Raw genomic sequence first — 17,940 nt, forward strand, 5'->3', positions numbered from 1 at the left:
GGTTGCGGTGAGCCATAAGTGAGCTCACGACAGTGTTTATCTATTTATTGAAAGTGTGTCGTTCGTGTCCAAACCCGTAGTGCTCATCGCAGAAGAACTCTCTCCGGCCACCATGGATGCTCTTGGGACCGACTTCGAGATTCGCCACACCGATGGTGCTGACCGAGACCAGTTACTCCCAGCGCTCGCAGATGCCGAAGCCGTGTTGATCCGTTCGGCAACGCTCATGGATGCCGAAGCCATCGCGGCCGCAAAAAACCTCAAAGTGATCGCACGGGCCGGCGTCGGACTCGATAACGTCGATACGCAATCCGCGACCGAAGCCGGCGTGATGGTGGTCAACGCTCCCACCTCCAACATCATTTCTGCTGCAGAACTGACGTGCGGCCACATTCTTGCAGCTGCTCGCAACATTGCCCCGGCCAATGAATCACTCAAGGCCGGTCAGTGGAAGCGTTCCGCATATAAGGGCATCGAGCTCTACGAAAAGACCCTGGGCATCATCGGGCTGGGCCGCATCGGCTCGCTGGTCGCCGAGCGCATGAAGGCCTTCGACATGAATATCGTGGCTTATGACCCATATGTCACCGCCGCCCGCGCCCAAAAGATGGGCGCCCACCTGGTGAGCCTGGATGAGCTGTTGGAAATCTCCGACTTCATCACAATCCATATGCCGCGGACCCCCGAGACCCTGGGCATGCTCTCGGATGAGCAGTTCAAAATCATGAAAGACTCCGCCTACGTCATCAACGTTGCCCGCGGTGGGCTGATCGATGAAGAAGCCCTGGGTCGCGCCCTGGACGACGGCCTCATTGCTGGCGCCGGGATTGATGTCTTTGTCAAAGAGCCAGCAAAAGACCTGCCCTTCTTCAAACACGATTCCGCGACCGTGACCCCACACCTGGGTGCGTCAACCGAAGAAGCCCAGGAAAAAGCCGGTGTCGCTGTCGCCAAATCGGTCCGCCTGGCACTGGCGGGTGAACTCGTCCCAGACGCCGTCAATGTTGCCGGTGGCGTCATCGACCCATACGTCCGTCCCGGTATCCCGCTGACCGAAAAACTCGGTCGCATCCTCTCGGCCGTCATGAAGGGTGTGTCGGTCTCGGCCATTGAGGTCGAAGTCGCCGGGGAACTTGCCGAGAAGAATGTCGACTCGCTGAAACTTGCCGCCCTCAAAGGTGTGTTCACCGACGTCGTCTCCGGTCATGTCTCGTATGTGAATGCACCAGTGCTGGCCGAGGGCCGCGGTATTGAAACCCGCCTGTCGACCACCACGAACTCACCGCACTACCGCAACACCATCACTGTGAAGTCCGTTGCTGCCGATGGCCAACAGTTCAGCGTGACTGGCACGCTGACCGGACCAAAACAGGTCGAGAAATTGGTTGGGCTCAACGACTACGAGTTCGAAGTCGCGATCGCCGACCACATGCTCGTGTTGGAATACCATGACCGACCAGGGGTGATCGGTACCATGGGTATGCAATTAGGTGATCGCAACATCAACATCGCCACCATGGACGTCGCACTGCGCCACGACGGTGCCAAGGCCCTGGCCGTGCTGACCCTGGACTCGGCACTACCCGCCGGTCTGATGGAACAAGTCGGCGAAGCGATCCACGCAGCCAAGACCGCTGAGGTTGATTTGGAGGAAACCGGACGGTGAACACCACCTACTACCTGACCACGGCCATTGCCTACCCCAACGGCGAACCGCACATTGGCCACGCCTACGAATACATCGCCACCGATGTCATGGCACGGTTCAAACGGCTTGACGGCTACGATGTGCGCTTTTTGACCGGAACCGATGAGCACGGTCAAAAGATGCAGCAGACTGCCGAGCAAGAGGGTATCAGCCCGATGGAACTTGCCACGCGCAATGCTGATGTCTTCCAGGACATGGACGATAACGTACTGGATGTCTCCTATGATCGGTTCATCCGCACCACTGACGCCGATCACAAGGCCTCGGCCCAAGAAATTTGGCGTCGCATGGAAGCCGCCGGCGATATCTACCTGGACACGTACTCCGGTTGGTACTCCGTGCGCGATGAACGGTTTTTTGCCGACGACGAGACCCATGTCAACGACGACGGCGTGCGGATTGCCACCGAAACGGGCACCGAGGTCACCTGGACCGAAGAAGAATCCTATTTCTTCCGCCTGTCGAACTACGCCGATAAACTGCTGGCCCACTACCAGGCCAACCCGGATTTCATTGCACCCCAGACGCGAGCCAATGAAGTCATCCGGTTTGTTGAAGGTGGGCTAGAAGATCTGTCGATCTCGCGGACCTCATTTGACTGGGGGATCCCGGTTCCGGAGGCCACCGACCCGGCGCTGAAAACCGATAAAAAGCACGTCATGTACGTGTGGGTCGATGCGCTCACCAACTACATCACCGGCGCTGGCTTCCCGGATGCCGACAGTGAGCTGAAGCGGTACTGGCCGGCTGATCTACACGTCATCGGTAAGGACATTTCCCGGTTCCACTGCATCTTCTGGCCGGCGTTTTTGATGTCAGCGGGCATTGAGTTGCCAAAGCGCGTGATGATCCACGGGTTCCTCAATAACGAGGGCGAAAAAATGTCCAAATCGCTGGGCAACGTAGTCCACCCGGCCGGGTGGGTCGAACGCTACGGCCTGGACACCGTGCGGTTCTTCTTGCTGCGGGAATTCCCCTTCGGTGCCGATGGTTCGTACTCACACGATGGTGTGGTGCGTCGCAAAAACGCTGACCTATCAAATAACCTGGGCAACCTGGCGCAGCGCAGCCTGTCGATGGTCTACAAAAACGTTGACGGTCAGGTGCCCCAACCCGGCGAGCTGACCGCCCAAGACGAACAGATCCTGGCCGATGCCGCAGGCCTGTTGGACACCTGGCGCACGCACTTTGAAAAACAAGACTTCTACCGGGCCCTGGGTGCCGCCTGGAAAGTTTTGGACGACACGAACAGTTACTTTGCTGATCAAGAACCCTGGGTACTGCGCAAGACCGATGAGGCTCGGATGCAAACCGTGCTGTGGGTGACCCTGGAGGTCGTGCGCCGCATTGCGCTGCTGATTCAAGCGGTCATGCCCGGCTCGGCGACCAAGTTGCTGGATGCCCTGGGCGTCGACGCCTCAGCAGACGCCGGGCGCACTAATGCCTCCGGTGAAGGTCCACGGTCCTATGCGGCCTGGGATGATCAGCTTGCCCCGGGCACACCGATCGCCAAACCGACCCCGGTATTCCCACGCCACGAAGAAGACGAATAAGAAGGTAGAGCATTTTGAGCGAAAATGTATTAGATCTCGCCCTGATCCCCGGCGATGGCATCGGCCCAGAAGTCACCGCCGAGGCCTTGAAAGTGCTTAAGGCTGCCATCGGTGAAGACAACGTCAGCACCACCGAATACGGCCTGGGTGCCGAACATTGGTTGGCAACCGGCGAAACGCTGACTGATGAGACCCTTCAGGCTATCCGCGGTCACCAGGCGATCCTGTTCGGTGCCGTTGGGGCCGCTCCGAATGACACTCGGATCCCTTCGGGGTTGTTGGAGCGCGAGATCCTGCTCAAACTGCGCTTTGCTTTCGACCACGCGGTGAATTTCCGCCCGTCTGTGCTCTACCCGGGTGCGACCTCACCGTTGGCTAACCCCGGCGATATTGACTTTGTGGTCTTCCGCGAAGGCACCGAGGGTCTTTACGTTGGCAACGGCGGGTCGATGCGCACCGGGACCAAATACGAGGTCGCCAACGAAACTTCCGTCAACACCGCCTACGGTGTGGAGCGGGTCGTTCGTGCCGCGTTTGAGTACGCTCAGAACCGCGAACGCAAACACGTGACCCTGTTACATAAGCACAACGTGTTAGTCCACGCCGGGCACCTGTGGAACCGCATTGTCAACGAGGTGGGCGAAGAGTTCCCCGACGTCACCCACGACTACCTGCACGTCGATGCGGCGATGATCTTCTTGACCACCGATCCGGGCCGTTTTGATGTCATCCTGACGGACAATATGTTCGGCGACATCGTCACCGACCTCGCCGCAGCAGTCACCGGTGGTATCGGTCTGGCCGCATCGGGCAACCTGAACATTAACGGCACCGCCCCGTCGATGTATGAACCGGTCCACGGCTCTGCACCGGACATTGCCGGCACTCAGAAAGCAGACCCGACGGCGGCCATCTTGTCAGCCGCGATTTTGTTGGAACAAGAAGGCTATGCGGATGCGGCACTGCGGGTTAATAAGGCAGTATGGGAAGACCTCGCCGCACGCGATTCCACGCCGCGCACCACTCAAGAAATCGGCGACGCGATCGCAGCCGCAGTCTAACGACGCACATCCCCGGTAGCTTTTTAAAAGAATTTTCGCCCGGCAGGGCCGGCAGAAAGGTCAATCATGGAATTTCAGTACCACGCTAACCAGAGTCCTCTTGCGGACACAGACCGCGCAAACGTGTTAGCAAACCCAGGATTCGGGCAGTACTTCACCGATCACATGGTGACCATTGAATGGACCGCCGATGTCGAAGGTCAGAATGAGGCATTCGAAGCCGGTGAATATCTCAAAATGGTGGGGGACTGGTCCAACGCTCGCGTTGAGCCATACGGACCCCTGGCACTGAGTCCGGCCGCTGCCGTGCTGCACTACGCCCAAGAAATTTTCGAAGGCTTGAAAGCCTACCGCCACGACGACGGCTCCGTGTGGACCTTCCGCCCGCACGCCAACGCAGCTCGCATGAACCGCTCAGCGCACCGCATGGCCATGCCACAACTGCCAGAAGAAACCTTCGTCAAGGCGCTGGAAGAACTCATGGTCCGAGACGCCGCCTGGGTTCCAAAGGGTGAGGGCCAGTCGCTGTACTTGCGGCCATTTATGATTGCCACCGAAGCATTCCTCGGGGTCCGCCCGGCTCGCAACTTCAACTTCCACGTGATCGCCTCGCCCGCCGGCAACTATTTCGGTGGCGAGCTGAAACCGGTCAGCATCTGGGTGTCGCGCGATTTTGCCCGCGCAGGGGAGGGCGGCACCGGAGCTGCAAAATTCGGTGGCAACTACGCAGCCTCCCTGGCAGCCCAGCTTCAAGGCGCATCCCGCGGCCATGACCAGGTCATCTTCCTGGATCGCAGCCCTGATGAGTCCCTGGAAGAACTCGGGGGCATGAACGTCTTCTTCGTCACCAAAGACAATAAACTCATCACCCCGAAACTCACCGGAACCATTCTGGAAGGCATCACGCGCGATTCGATCCTGCAACTGGGTAAAGACCAGGGACTGGACGTCGAAGAACGCCGCATCACCTTCAACGAATGGAAAGACGGTGTGGCCTCCGGTGACTTCCAAGAGGTCTTTGCGTGCGGGACAGCTGCTGTGATCACCCCGATTGGGCGGGTCGCCGACCGCGAAGAAGTCCACACCACCCCATCAACCGACTTCCCGGTGGCCAATGCCCTGCGCAACCGTCTGGTTGGTATCCAGACCGGTCATGAGGAAGACATCTACGGCTGGATGCACCGCCTAGCCTAAGTCACCGCACGTTTTCGATAGGGGAAAATACCTTGCGCATTGCACGTTTTGTTCACCGGGAAGATTTTCACTACGGCGTCGTCCAGGACGACACCATCACGGTATTAGCCAACGATCCGCTCTATGCGGGCATCGTGCCCACGACCGAGACCCTGAAACTCGACGACGTGCGCCTTGTGACCCCGATTTTGCCGCGCTCCAAAGTCGTCGGTGTCGGCCGGAACTGGCAGGCGCACGCCGAAGAACTCGGCAACGAGGTCCCAAGCTCGCCGCTGCTGTTCTTCAAACCCAACACCTCAGTGGTGGGTCCCGATGAACCGGTCATGCTGCCCGATTGGACCGAAGAAGTATCCTACGAGGCGGAACTGGCTGTGGTTATTGGCCGCATTGCCAAAGACGTACCAGTCGATCGCGTCGATGAAGTCATCTTCGGCTACACCGTCGGCAATGATCTGACCGCACGCGACGTGCAACGTGCCGAAGACCAATGGGCTCGCGCCAAAGGCTTTGATGGTTCGTGCCCGCTGGGCCCGTGGATTGAAACCGAATTGGATCCAGACGATGTCCAGATCCGGTCCTGGGTCGACGGTGAGTTGCGCCAAAACGGTAACACCCAGGACATGGTCTTTGATGTGCGCACCCTGGTGTCGTATATCTCCGAAGCCTTCACTCTGCTGCCCGGGGATGTCATCCTGACCGGCACGCCGGCGGGCGTCGGGACGATCTACGACGGTCAAACCGTGGAATGTGAGATCGAGGGCATCGGTACCCTGTCCACGACTGTGCGCCGTCCCACTGTCGGCTAACCGCTAGAAACACGGTCACGCACACAGGTCACCATAACTGGTCACGCTAGACTTGGCAGTCATGAGCGAGCTTCGTAACCCTGACGATATTCCAGCAGTTCCAGCCGACGCCGAAGTGCGGGTGCGCTTTGCACCCTCACCAACCGGCACCCCGCACGTTGGACTGATCCGTACCGCCCTGTTCAACTGGGGCTGGGCCCGCCACACCGGCGGCAAAATGATCTTCCGCGTCGAAGATACCGACGCCAAACGTGACTCCGAAGAGTCCTATCAGCAACTGTTAGATGCCATGGATTGGATGGGCATCGACTGGGACGAAGGCGTTGAGGTCGGCGGACCGCACGAACCCTACCGTCAATCACAGCGCGGGGAGATCTACCAGGACGTCATTGCCAAACTCAAAGACGGTGGATTCATCTACCCGTCCTATACCACCGCTGAAGAAACCGAAGCACGCCACAAAGCAGCCGGCCGCGACGTTAAACTGGGCTACGACGGCTATGACCGCCATCTGACCGAGGAACAAATCGCTGGCTTCGAAGCCGAAGGCCGCAAACCCGTGTGGCGTCTGCGCATGCCAGACCACGACATCGCCTTCAACGACATCGTGCGCGGACCGATCAACTTCAGTGCTGGATCCGTGGCCGACTTTGTCGTCGTGCGCGCCGACGGCTCTCCGCTGTACACCCTGGTGAACCCCGTCGACGACGCCCTGATGGGTGTTACCCACGTGCTACGTGGTGAAGACCTGCTGTCGTCCACCCCGCGCCAGGTCGCACTCTATGGTGCGCTCTATGCCATTGGCGTTGCAAAGTACCAGCCGGAATTTGGTCACCTGCCCTACGTGATGGGGGAGGGCAACAAGAAGCTGTCCAAGCGTGACCCACAGTCCAGCCTGTTCCACCACCGCGAAAACGGTTTCATTCGCGAAGGCCTACTGAACTACCTGGCCCTGCTGGGCTGGTCGCTATCGGCCGACGAAGATATCTTCACCCCCGATGAATTCGTGGCGAACTTCGATATCCATAACGTGTTAGCCAACCCGGCACGGTTTGATGAGAAGAAAGCCATCGCAATCAACGGCACGCACATCCGCAAGCTTGCGGCCGAAGATTTCCGCGATCGCCTCATTCCATACCTGCAAGACCGCAAGCTGGTGGGCGCGAAGCTCACGGATCGCGAATACGAGATCCTCACCCAGGGTGCACCACTGGTTCAAGAACGTGTCCACCTGCTGGGCGAAGCCGCTGATATGCTGGCCTTCCTCTTCACCGACACCGTCGAGGTCGAACAGGGTGCGATGAAGGGCATGCCACAAAACCTGGTTGAGGTCCTCACTGCAGCTGAAAACGTCCTGGCCGACCTGGAAACTTGGGATCTGGCGTCCATCGAAGGCGCACTGCGCACCGCATTGATTGATGAACTGGAACTTAAACCACGTCACGCCTTCGGGCCGGTTCGCACGGCCGTGTCGGGACGCCGGGTGTCACCACCGCTGTTCGAGTCGCTGGTCATTTTAGGACGCGAGAAATCGCTTGAACGCATCAGCCAATTTAAGGTCGCACAATCCTAGTCCAAGCCGTTTTATTCGATGTCGATGACACCCTGGTCAACCTGGCTGGGGCACAGCATGTTGCCTTCCGGCAGCAGCTGACCACCCAATTCGGCGACCAGGTGTCATCGCATCCTGCCCTGGAAGTAGCAGTCGACGCGTTCGTCCATGATCCACAGGACTACTACAACGCCTACATCAACGGGAGACTGAGCTTCGGCGAGCAACGCATGGCCCGCGTCGTTGATGCGATGGACATCTTGGAACTGGACGGCAAGCCCGATGAAGAACTCTGGCTGGTGGGTTACGAGGACATCGTCTCGCGGCATTGGAAGCCTTTCGACGATGTTCCACCGCTGTTGGAGACGCTCACCGATCTGGGGATCGCGTATGGGGCTGCTACGAATAACGTAACTGACTATCAGGCCCATAAGTTGGAACAAGCAGGTCTGCCGTTCGAGGTCGTGATCGGCACCGATGTGACAGGTAAGCCCAAGCCGCATGCCTCGATGTTCTTAGAAGGGGCACGCCAGTTAGGAACCGACCCAGAAAACACCCTGATGATCGGTGATGACGTCATTAACGACGGGCTGGGGGCACGGGATGCCGGACTGATATCACTGCTGGTCGACCGCGATAATACTCGCGTCAACCCGGATCGGGTATACAAAGTTGAGTCGCTCAGTGATGTTCTGCACATTCCTTCGCTGCGTTTTGACAACGGGAAAAATTAGGGTAAAGTTATCTCTCGTTGCGCACGACGCAGCAAGCCAATGGGGTATGGTGTAATTGGCAACACAACGGTTTCTGGTACCGTCATTCTAGGTTCGAGTCCTGGTACCCCAGCGATTTCTTTCAACAGAAATTACCGGCTGCCTCAGGGTAGCGCGGCCCCATCGTATAGCGGCCTAGTACGCCGCCCTCTCACGGCGGTAGCACGGGTTCGAATCCCGTTGGGGTCACAAGAGGGACGACATGCATTATCGCAATGCATGTCGTTTTTTGTTTTGCTGTCGGTACCAACGTAGGAATCTCTTACGTCGCCAAACCCTAGAAAGCTTCCTGTATTGCCCTAGCCAGGGAAAGATTCTTCAGACGCGCGTGGGTTCTGACTCACTCGATCTAGAACAGATAAATGTGTACGTTCTGACTGATCCTAGTTCAGTAGGATCAGTGCCGGATGGGTCCGCCGATTGGCACAGACGCCACATGGCCGGTCACCGGTCGGTTACGGAACAGTTGTAGCCCCACGTCTACGAGTGACGAGCGATCCAGCTCGGCCACCCGATCCAGCGCGACCCACGTGGGGTCCATCGTGTCACCATTGGCCTCCTGACGCAGGGCTCCACTCATAATATTCACGTGGTAGAAAATCCCGATGTTTTGGTGGGCTACCCGTCGCCAGGATTCGCCGGGCGGAATCACGCGCGAATCGACACCCAATAGGCGGTGCACGGTCGCGGTATACCCGGTCTCTTCAGTGAACTCCCGGATTACTGTGTCGAATGGATCCTCTAACGGTTCCACACCACCACCCGGCAGCGTCCAGGACCGGGAGCCATCGTGGTGTTTCACCTGAACCAACAACACCGCGCGATCTTGTACACATAATCCATAGGCCGCAAGGCGACGCGTCGATGAAGCATCCATGACCTCATCTTACTGTCCACACCGCCACCACCACGAGTAGCCCGTTGCCTGCTTGGCTGGTGACAATGAGTGATCGGTACGCGAGCCGCACCGGGTTGAGTACCCTAGAACTCATGCGTTTATCAGCCCTGCACCACACCACTGTCGGCGAACTTGGGGAAGCCGGGATCCTGGACCTGTTATCCGCAAGCTATCAGGGACTCACCAGTGGCGATGGTGTCATTGGGCCAGGCGACGACGCCGCAGTCATTCCCGCACCTGGCGGCCATTTCGTTATTGCCACCGACGCCATGAACGAAGGCCACCATTTTCTGCGCACCTGGCCCTCGGGCATCACCGATAATGGGTACTCGACGGGCTGGAAACTTGCGGCACAGAATCTTTCCGATATGAATGCCATGGGAGCCGTCACATCGTCAGTCAGCGTCTCATTAGCCATGCCGACGACGACGCCTGCGGCGTGGGTGTTTCACTTCGGCCGCGGGATTGCCAATGCTTGCCGCTGGCTGGGCGCATCCCAGACCGTGATCTCCGGAGGGGATCTGACTCGGGCTGAGACGATTGCCACGGCGATCACCGCGACCGCCAACCTCATTGGCCAACCAGTACTGCGAAAAGCTGCCGAAGATGTTGCCGGCTTTCACTTGATTCACACCGGCAACGCGGGCATGTCCCACGCCGGGTATGTGGTCGCGTCCCAGGGGACCCACAACCAGTTGCGTCGCGATGAACTGCAGGCGCTGCGCTTATTTCTCCGCCCGCGCCCGCCCCTAGACCAAGGTCCAAAGGTCGCGGGGGTCGTCTCAGCAATGATGGATGTTTCCGACAGTATTTTGACTGATGCTGACCGGCTCGCAGCAGCTAATAACCTACATGCGCACATCGATCCAGCTTGGGTGGCACGCACAGCAGCACACCTGCAGCCACTAGCCGATCGCTATGACGCCGATGCCAGCCAATGGGTGTTGACCGGGGGAGAGGACTACGGGCTACTTGCCATCCTGAACCCCGAACATGACCTGCCAGCAGGCTGGGAGATCATTGGTCAGCTCACCAGCCAGCCCCAAGAGCGCCCGGCGACTACTGGCTGGGATCATTTCTAACCTTCGTACTCGATGATCTGGCTCAACCGGTTGGCCGCGGTCACCACGGTCGAGCCGTGATAGCGTCCCGGGTTGCGGGTCAAACGCTCAACGGGCCCGGAAATCGAGATCGCAGCAATGACGGGCCCCTGACCATTGCGTACTGGAGCAGACACCGAGGCGACTCCGGCTTCACGCTCGCCGACCGATTGTGCCCAGCCGCGACGACGCACCGAGGCTAGGGTTGCAGAGGAAAATGCGGCCTCCTGGAGACCCCCGGCCAGAGAGAGGTGATCTTGCCAGGCGAGTAACACCTGGGCGGCAGATCCGGCCTTCATCGAAAATTCGGTGCCCACTGGAATCGAATCGCGCAACCCAATGGGGCGTTCAACCGATGCGACACAGACTCGGCTTTGGCCATAAGCCCGAAAAATCTGTGCGGATTCACCGGTGGTTTCACGCAACCAGTTCAACACCGGCTCGGCCAGAGCGGTCAGCCGGTCCGTGCCGGCGGCGGTGGCGAGTTCGCTGAGGCGCTTGCCCAGAACATAGCGGGACATCTCATCACGAGCGACAATTCGGTGATGAATCAGGGCCGCGGCCAAACGGTGCACCGTGGGGCGTGCAATGCCAGTGGCCTCGACTAATTCCAGCAGGGTCGCGGGTCCTTCCTCAAGGCGAGTCAGGATTTTTATCGAGCGATCAATCACTCCAACACCTGATGGATTGTCCATGCGGGCACCTCAGCCAATCTGCTAAATATTCCAAACTATGATATCGTCGTCTCATCTATTGAGACACACTTGGCGTCTCTTTGGCAAATTTTTCTCTCAAGTGCGAGATTAATGGCACGAAGACCTTTTGATCGGAAGAAAGTAGGAATACCTCTCATGAGTACGCCACGAACTTTGGCAGAAAAAGTGTGGGACGACCACATTGTCGTTGAAGGAGAAAAACAGGGCGACGTTCAGACCCCTGACCTGCTCTACATCGACCTACACATGGTGCATGAGGTAACTTCCCCGCAGGCTTTCGAAGGCCTACGCTTGGCTGGCCGCCCAGTGCGCCGCCCCGATCTGACGATTGGCGTTGAAGACCACAACGTCCCAACCATGAACATCAACGAGATGATCGCTGAACCCACCTCGCGCAAGCAGGTGGACGCCCTGCGCACCAATGCTGAAGAATTCGGCATTCGTTTGCACTCCCTGGGCGACGCCGAACAAGGCATTGTCCACGTGGTCGGCCCCCAGCTCGGGTTGACCCAACCCGGCACCACGGTCGTGTGCGGTGACTCGCACACCTCGACCCACGGTGCCTTTGGCGCGCTGGCCTTTGGTATTGGTACCTCAGAGGTAGAACACGTTCTGGCCACCCAGACCCTGCCGATGATGCCATTCAAAACCATGGCCATCAACGTCACCGGCACCCTGAAACCAGGGGTGTCGTCGAAAGACATCATCTTGGCCGTGATCGCCAAAATTGGCACCGGCGGCGGTCAGGGCTACGTGCTGGAATACCGTGGCGAAGCCATCGAAGCGCTGTCCATGGAAGCGCGCATGACCATCTGCAACATGTCGATCGAAGCCGGGGCTCGCGCCGGGATGATCGCACCGGATGACACCACCTTTGCATACCTCAAGGGCCGCCCACACGCGCCAGAAGGCGACGACTGGGATGCAGCCGTAGAGTACTGGCGATCCCTGGCCACCGATGAGGGCGCAACCTTCGATGCCGAGATCACCATCGATGCCGACGAGCTCGAACCGTTCGTCACCTGGGGCACCAACCCGGGCCAGGGTGTGTTCTTATCGGATACCGTGCCTGGGCCAGAAGACTTCGATGATCCGTCGGATAAAGCCGCGGCCGAACGTGCATTGGAATACATGGGCTTAGAAGCCGGCACTCCGATGAAGGACATCCCGGTCGACACCGTGTTCTTGGGTTCGTGCACTAACGCTCGCATCGAAGACCTTCGTATGGCAGCCGCTGTGATTCAGGGCCGTCAGAAAGCCGAGAACATCCGCATGATGGTCGTGCCGGGCTCGATGCAGGTCCGCTTGCAGGCCGAAGAAGAGGGCTTGGATAAGATCTTCCGGGAATTCGGTGCCGATTGGCGTTTTGCCGGCTGCTCGATGTGTCTGGGTATGAACCCCGACCAATTAGAGCCAGGCGAACGCGCTGCATCCACCTCAAACCGCAACTTCGAAGGCCGCCAAGGCAAAGGCGGCCGCACCCACCTGGTCTCCCCGGTGGTCGCAGCAGCCACCGCCGTGCGCGGCACGCTGGCCTCCCCATCTGATCTGGGGATCACCGACTACATCGTTGCACCGAACTAACCTGCACCCACGATACGAAAGAGGCACACAACCATGTCATTGGAAAAATTCGTAACGCACACCGGTGTGGGCGTTCCACTTCGCGCATCCAACGTTGATACCGATCAGATTATCCCGGCACACTTTTTGAAGCGCATCACCAAAACCGGCTTCGAGGACGCCCTGTTCTCCCGCTGGCGTAACGACGAAGACTTCATCCTCAATAAAGCACCCTATTCCACCGGCACCGTGCTGGTAGCCGGCCCAGACTTTGGGACGGGGTCGTCACGTGAACACGCCGTCTGGGCGCTGCGCGACTACGGTTTCAAAGCCGTGATCTCCGCACGCTTCGGTGATATCTTCCGTTCCAACGCTGGCAAACAGGGTCTGGTGGCCGCACAGATCGACCAGACAGATGTCGAAGTGATCTGGAAAGAACTGGAAAATAATCCGGGTGCGAAAGTCACCGTCGATTTGGAAAATCGCCTGATCGAATGCGGTCCGGTGTCAACACGGTTCCACATTGATGACTACACCCGCTGGCGTTTGATGGAAGGTCTCGACGATATTGGTCTGACCTTGCGAAACGAAACAGACATCACCGAATTTGAGAAAACTCGGCCCAGCTTCAAACCGAAAACGCTCCCGGCCAAACTTTCCGAGGTTTAGGCTTCGTCGCTTACAATGTAAATCGTTGGCAACGAATTCAGCGCGCCACCGGTGGTTTGCGAGCGACCTCGTGTCACGAGGTATGGAAGGTAAGAAGCATATATGTCTAACGTGTTGACCATTCACGGAGGAAAACCTCTCAAGGGTAAAGTCACCGTTCGTGGGGCCAAGAACCTGGTTCCCAAAGCGATGGTCGCTGCCTTACTGGGCTCTAAACCATCGGTGATCCGCAACGTCCCGGAAATTAAAGACGTTGAGGTTGTCACCGGGCTACTCCGGTTGCACGGAGTCGTTGTTGAGCACGATAAAGAAGCCGGTGAGATCTACATGGATCCGTCCGGGCTGAAAACCGCCAATAACGCAGAAATCGATGCCTTTGCCGGAGACTCGCGGATCCCGATTCTGTTTTGCGGCCCGCTGATGCACACCATCGGTGCGGCATTCATTCCTGATCTTGGGGGATGCAAGATCGGTGACCGTCCCATTGACTACCATCTCGAAGTGCTACGGCAATTCGGTGCCGAAGTCTCCAAAGAACCCACCGGTACCTACATTCGTGCCCCGCACCGTCTCACCGGCGCCAAACTCGAGCTGCCCTACCCGTCAGTTGGTGCCACCGAACAGGTGTTGTTGACCGCGGTCAGAGCCGATGGCATCACCGAACTCAAAGGTGCAGCTGTCGAACCCGAGATCCACGATCTGATCCACGTACTGCAAAAAATGGGTGCGATCATTACTGTCCAGACCGACCGGACTATCCGCATTGAAGGGGTTCCGGAACTGGGCGGCTACAACCACGCCGCACTGAACGACCGCAACGAAACCGCATCCTGGGCCACCGCAGCGTTAGTCACCGACGGCGACATCTACGTCGAAGGCGCAACCCAACGCGATCTGACCGCGTTCTTGAACGTCTACCGTAAAATCGGCGGCGACTTCGAAGTTTCTGACTCCGGGATCCGGTTCTGGCGTGGGGGAGCAGACCTCAACCCACTGGTCTTAGAAACCGATGTTCACCCCGGATTCATGACCGACTGGCAACAACCACTCGTCGTGGCGCTGAGTCAAGCCGAAGGCGTGTCGATTGTCCACGAGACGGTATACGAAGATCGGTTCGGCTTCACCGACGCCTTGATTCGCATGGGCGCCTCGATCCAATTGCACCGTGAATGCCTGGGCTCGGTGCCTTGCCGTTTTGGCCAGCGCAACTTTTTGCACTCCGCCGTTATCTCCGGTCCAGCAGAGCTGACCGGAACTGACTTCACCATTCCTGATTTGCGCGGAGGCTTCTCCCACGTGCTGGCAGCACTGGCCGCTAAAGGCACCTCACGCGCCACCGGAATTGACGTGATCAATCGCGGTTACGAGAAGTTCTTCGATAAACTTGAAGGCCTCGGCGCAGATATCGAAATCCCCGTTAAAGTGAACTAACTTCTGGAGAGCTCTCTCAAGTGTCCTATTCTCTGGGGCAGCGTGCCGTGTATGCGTCAGCGGCATCCATCGTGCTGCCCATGAACATGTTGCTGATGCGTCGCGACTGGCAAGGCCAAGAAAACCTGCCAGATACCGGCATGATTCTCGCTGCCAACCACATCTCCCACCTGGATCCGCTCTACGTGGGACACATGGTCTACACTTCCGGGCGCATCCCACACTTTTTAGCTAAAAAAGAGCTCTTCGATCTGCCTATTATCGGCCGATCGCTGTACTGGATGAAACAAATCCCCGTGGATCGCGCCGGACGCAGCATCGATTCGTTGAAAATGGCCGAAGAAGTCCTCGCCGAAAACGGGGTCATCGTCATCTATCCCGAAGGCACGACTACCAAAGACCCGGATATGTGGCCCATGATTGGTAGGCTCGGGATGATACGCCTGGCGCTGTCCACTGGCGCACCGGTGATCCCGGTCGGTCAGTGGGGAGTCCATGAAACCCTTCCCAAGGGTGCAAAGGTTCCCAAGGTCTTCCCGCGGCGCACCTCGGCTATTCGGGTGGGTACAGAGTCTGACCTTGCGTGGTTGCGCGATCTGGAGCAGCCAACCGCCAAAGATCTGGGCGCAGCCACCGATCAGGTTATGGGCGAGATCACCGACCTGATGGCACCGCTCCGCGGCGAAACCCCACCAGAGAAACGTTTCAACCCGGCACAACAACGCTAAGGAGTCTCGATGACCACCGATCACGTAACCGTGGCAATCCTTGGTGCTGGGTCGTGGGGGACGACATTTGCCAAAGTATTAGCCGACGCTGCCATTGAGCGCGAAGAGACCATCAACATCCGACTGTGGGCACGCCGAGCGGAGGTCGTTGAAGACATCAACACTCATCACCTCAACAGTGAATATCTCGATGACCTAATCCTGCCCGAGTCGATCATCGCGACCATCGACCCGGTGGAAGCTGTCACCGGTGCCGAACTCGTGGTGGTCGCCGTACCGGCTCAACAGGCCCGCGAAACGATCGCCAACGTCGCGGAAGATATCGATTCTGACGCCATCCTGGTCTCATTGATCAAGGGGCTGGAGCGCTCCACCCAGGCGACAATGTCGAAGGTCTTCACCGAAGAACTCAACCTGCCGCCCGAACAATTCGTTGTGGTCTCCGGACCCAACCTGGCCAAAGAAATCGCGCGCCGGGAACCTACCGCAACCGTGATCGCCTGCCAATACGAACCCACCGCCGAGTGGGTTGCGGCCATGACCGCCTCGTCCTACTTCCGTCCCTACCGCAATACCGACGTTGTGGGCGTAGAAATCGGCGGCGTGGTCAAGAACATCATCGCCCTGGCCGTGGGTCTGACCGACGGGCAAGGCTTCGGGGATAACTCCAAAGCATCGATCATCACCCGCGGACTGACCGAAACCACCCGGTTGGCCTCCGCGCTGGGCGCCCACCCCGACACCCTGGCCGGGCTCGCAGGCCTCGGCGACCTGGTGGCCACCTGCGCCTCCCCGCTATCGCGCAACCGCACAGCCGGCAAATTTTACGGCCAAGGCCACAACACCGATCAAGTCGTGGCCCAAATGCGCCAAACCGCCGAAGGCATCAAATCCGTCAGCGCCGTTGTGGCCCTGGCACACTCGGTCGGGGTCGAAATGCCGATCGCTGAAGCCGTCAATGCCGTCGTCAACGGCACCATCGAAATCACCGATATCGCCCAGCTGCTGCTCGGACGTGATCTAAAACCGGAGGCACGACTGTGACCAAAAACGTTCTTGTTCTATTCGGCGGCCAATCCCCAGAACACCCCGTATCCATCGTCACGGCAGTCGGGGTCCTCAACGCACTGGACCGCGACGATTACACGCCCATCCCGGTAGGCATCAACCACCACGGCGACTGGGTCCTGGCTGGCACCCACCAACCCGAAGATGCCCCCTGGTCGGTGGCCACCCTGATCAACCAGCGCCCCGTCGAGACGACGCACACCACCGCGCTATCAGATGAGCTGCCCGAAGTACCAGCAACGACCACGCCGGTCGCTCTGCGCTCCGTGAATTCGTCCACCCAGCTGATCGATGTCGACGGCAAGGTCATCGCCGATATCGACGTGGCTTTCCCACTGCTCCATGGCCCCAACGGTGAAGACGGCACGGTCCAGGGCCTGTTTGAAACCCTCAACGTGCCCTACGTCGGTGCCGGAGTCCTGGCCTCAGCCGTGGGCATGGATAAACACTTCATGAAGATCGCCTTCCAACACGCCGGGCTGAAAGTCGGCCCCTGGGTCACGGTGACCGACGCCGACTGGCGCACCAACCGCACCGCAGCACTCGAAGCGATCGCCGCACTGGAACTGCCACTGTTTGTGAAACCCGCACGCGGAGGCTCTTCGCTGGGCATCACCCGCATCACCATGCTCTCAGAGCTCGAGAAAGCCATCGAACACGCTCGCGAATACGACACCAAAGTCGTGGTCGAACAAGGCATCCTAGGCCGCGAAATCGAATGCGGAGTGCTCGATGGCCTCAACGGTGCCAAACCCAAGGCATCCTACCCGGGCGAGATCGTGGTGACCGACGACGATCAAGACTTCCAGTTCTACGACTTCACTTCGAAATACCAATCGGCCGACAGCGCCGAACTGTCCTGCCCGGCAGAACTCGACGAAGATGTCACCGAGCTCGTCCGCACCCAGGCGGTCACCGCATTCCAAGCCGTAGATGCTGCAGGCCTATCCCGAGTGGATTTTTTCTACACGTACGACAACGAACTGATCATCAACGAAATTAACACGATGCCCGGGTTCACCCCGATCTCGATGTACCCACAAATGTGGCAGCGCACCGGCATTGAGTACCCGGAACTCATCGACACCCTGCTGCAACTGGCCCAACAGGGCTAGGCTTG

Annotated in this window: 16 protein-coding genes and 2 tRNA genes; 16 read left to right on the top strand and 2 right to left on the bottom strand. The window is 58.6% G+C overall.

Annotation, left to right across the window (positions count from 1 at the left end):
- The first annotated feature begins 64 nt into the window (after window positions 1–64).
- The 9 genes from serA (at window position 65) to FB556_RS05105 (ending at window position 8,836) form a co-directional block, all read left to right on the top strand.
- Window positions 65–1,666: a phosphoglycerate dehydrogenase gene (gene serA / locus FB556_RS05065; RefSeq protein WP_141865477.1), complete on the top strand. Its 1,602-nt coding sequence runs from the start codon at window positions 65–67 to the stop codon at window positions 1,664–1,666.
- Window positions 1,663–3,261 (top strand): methionine--tRNA ligase, encoded by a 1,599-nt coding sequence (gene metG / locus FB556_RS05070; protein ID WP_141865479.1) that lies wholly within the window; start codon window positions 1,663–1,665, stop codon window positions 3,259–3,261. Before serA ends, metG begins: the two co-directional genes overlap by 4 nt.
- Window positions 3,262–3,275: 14 nt before the next feature.
- Window positions 3,276–4,322 (top strand): 3-isopropylmalate dehydrogenase, encoded by a 1,047-nt coding sequence (locus FB556_RS05075; RefSeq protein WP_141865481.1) that lies wholly within the window; start codon window positions 3,276–3,278, stop codon window positions 4,320–4,322.
- Window positions 4,323–4,388: 66 nt separating this feature from the next.
- Window positions 4,389–5,516, top strand: coding sequence for a branched-chain amino acid aminotransferase (locus FB556_RS05080; RefSeq protein WP_141865483.1), 1,128 nt, complete (start codon window positions 4,389–4,391; stop codon window positions 5,514–5,516).
- A 32-nt stretch (window positions 5,517–5,548) separates the two neighbouring features.
- Complete coding sequence (locus FB556_RS05085; protein ID WP_141865485.1) at window positions 5,549–6,322, top strand: fumarylacetoacetate hydrolase family protein; 774 nt, start codon at window positions 5,549–5,551, stop codon at window positions 6,320–6,322.
- Between the two features lie 61 nt (window positions 6,323–6,383).
- Window positions 6,384–7,895: a glutamate--tRNA ligase gene (gene gltX, locus FB556_RS05090; RefSeq protein WP_141865488.1), complete on the top strand. Its 1,512-nt coding sequence runs from the start codon at window positions 6,384–6,386 to the stop codon at window positions 7,893–7,895.
- A complete protein-coding gene (locus FB556_RS05095; protein WP_141865490.1) occupies window positions 7,889–8,608 on the top strand; it encodes an HAD family hydrolase in 720 nt (239 codons plus the stop codon). Before gltX ends, FB556_RS05095 begins: the two co-directional genes overlap by 7 nt.
- Before the next feature lie 40 nt (window positions 8,609–8,648).
- Window positions 8,649–8,720, top strand: a tRNA-Gln gene (locus tag FB556_RS05100).
- Window positions 8,721–8,763: 43 nt separating this feature from the next.
- Window positions 8,764–8,836: transfer RNA gene (locus FB556_RS05105), tRNA-Glu, on the top strand.
- A gap of 208 nt (window positions 8,837–9,044) precedes the next feature.
- On the opposite strand, the gene FB556_RS05110 is transcribed toward FB556_RS05105, so the two are convergent.
- Entirely contained in the window at window positions 9,045–9,524 is a 480-nt protein-coding gene (locus tag FB556_RS05110) for an NUDIX hydrolase (RefSeq protein ID WP_141865492.1), read from the bottom strand.
- A gap of 113 nt (window positions 9,525–9,637) precedes the next feature.
- On the opposite strand from FB556_RS05110, the gene FB556_RS05115 reads away from it, so the two are divergent.
- Entirely contained in the window at window positions 9,638–10,627 is a 990-nt protein-coding gene (locus tag FB556_RS05115) for a thiamine-phosphate kinase (RefSeq protein ID WP_170200378.1), read from the top strand.
- Here the strand turns inward: FB556_RS05115 and FB556_RS05120 are convergent.
- Window positions 10,624–11,340: an IclR family transcriptional regulator gene (locus FB556_RS05120; RefSeq protein WP_141865496.1), complete on the bottom strand. Its 717-nt coding sequence runs from the start codon at window positions 11,338–11,340 to the stop codon at window positions 10,624–10,626. The genes FB556_RS05115 and FB556_RS05120 overlap by 4 nt on opposite strands.
- 156 nt (window positions 11,341–11,496) lie before the next feature.
- Between FB556_RS05120 and leuC the strand changes: the two genes are divergently transcribed.
- The 6 genes from leuC (at window position 11,497) to FB556_RS05150 (ending at window position 17,935) form a co-directional block, all read left to right on the top strand.
- Complete coding sequence (leuC, locus tag FB556_RS05125) at window positions 11,497–12,945, top strand: 3-isopropylmalate dehydratase large subunit (RefSeq protein WP_141865498.1); 1,449 nt, start codon at window positions 11,497–11,499, stop codon at window positions 12,943–12,945.
- Between the two features lie 39 nt (window positions 12,946–12,984).
- Complete coding sequence (leuD, locus tag FB556_RS05130; RefSeq protein ID WP_141866486.1) at window positions 12,985–13,593, top strand: 3-isopropylmalate dehydratase small subunit; 609 nt, start codon at window positions 12,985–12,987, stop codon at window positions 13,591–13,593.
- Between the two features lie 102 nt (window positions 13,594–13,695).
- Complete coding sequence (murA, locus tag FB556_RS05135; protein ID WP_141865500.1) at window positions 13,696–15,024, top strand: UDP-N-acetylglucosamine 1-carboxyvinyltransferase; 1,329 nt, start codon at window positions 13,696–13,698, stop codon at window positions 15,022–15,024.
- A 20-nt stretch (window positions 15,025–15,044) separates the two neighbouring features.
- A complete protein-coding gene (locus FB556_RS05140; protein ID WP_246057222.1) occupies window positions 15,045–15,752 on the top strand; it encodes a lysophospholipid acyltransferase family protein in 708 nt (235 codons plus the stop codon).
- A 9-nt stretch (window positions 15,753–15,761) separates the two neighbouring features.
- Window positions 15,762–16,796: an NAD(P)H-dependent glycerol-3-phosphate dehydrogenase gene (locus FB556_RS05145; RefSeq protein WP_141865502.1), complete on the top strand. Its 1,035-nt coding sequence runs from the start codon at window positions 15,762–15,764 to the stop codon at window positions 16,794–16,796.
- Window positions 16,793–17,935 (top strand): D-alanine--D-alanine ligase family protein, encoded by a 1,143-nt coding sequence (locus FB556_RS05150; protein ID WP_141865504.1) that lies wholly within the window; start codon window positions 16,793–16,795, stop codon window positions 17,933–17,935. The genes FB556_RS05145 and FB556_RS05150 overlap by 4 nt, the downstream gene beginning before the upstream one ends.
- Window positions 17,936–17,940: the final 5 nt, after the last annotated feature.

The sequence above is a fragment of the Enteractinococcus coprophilus genome (genome assembly GCF_006716305.1).
Lineage (GTDB): Bacteria > Actinomycetota > Actinomycetes > Actinomycetales > Micrococcaceae > Yaniella > Yaniella coprophila.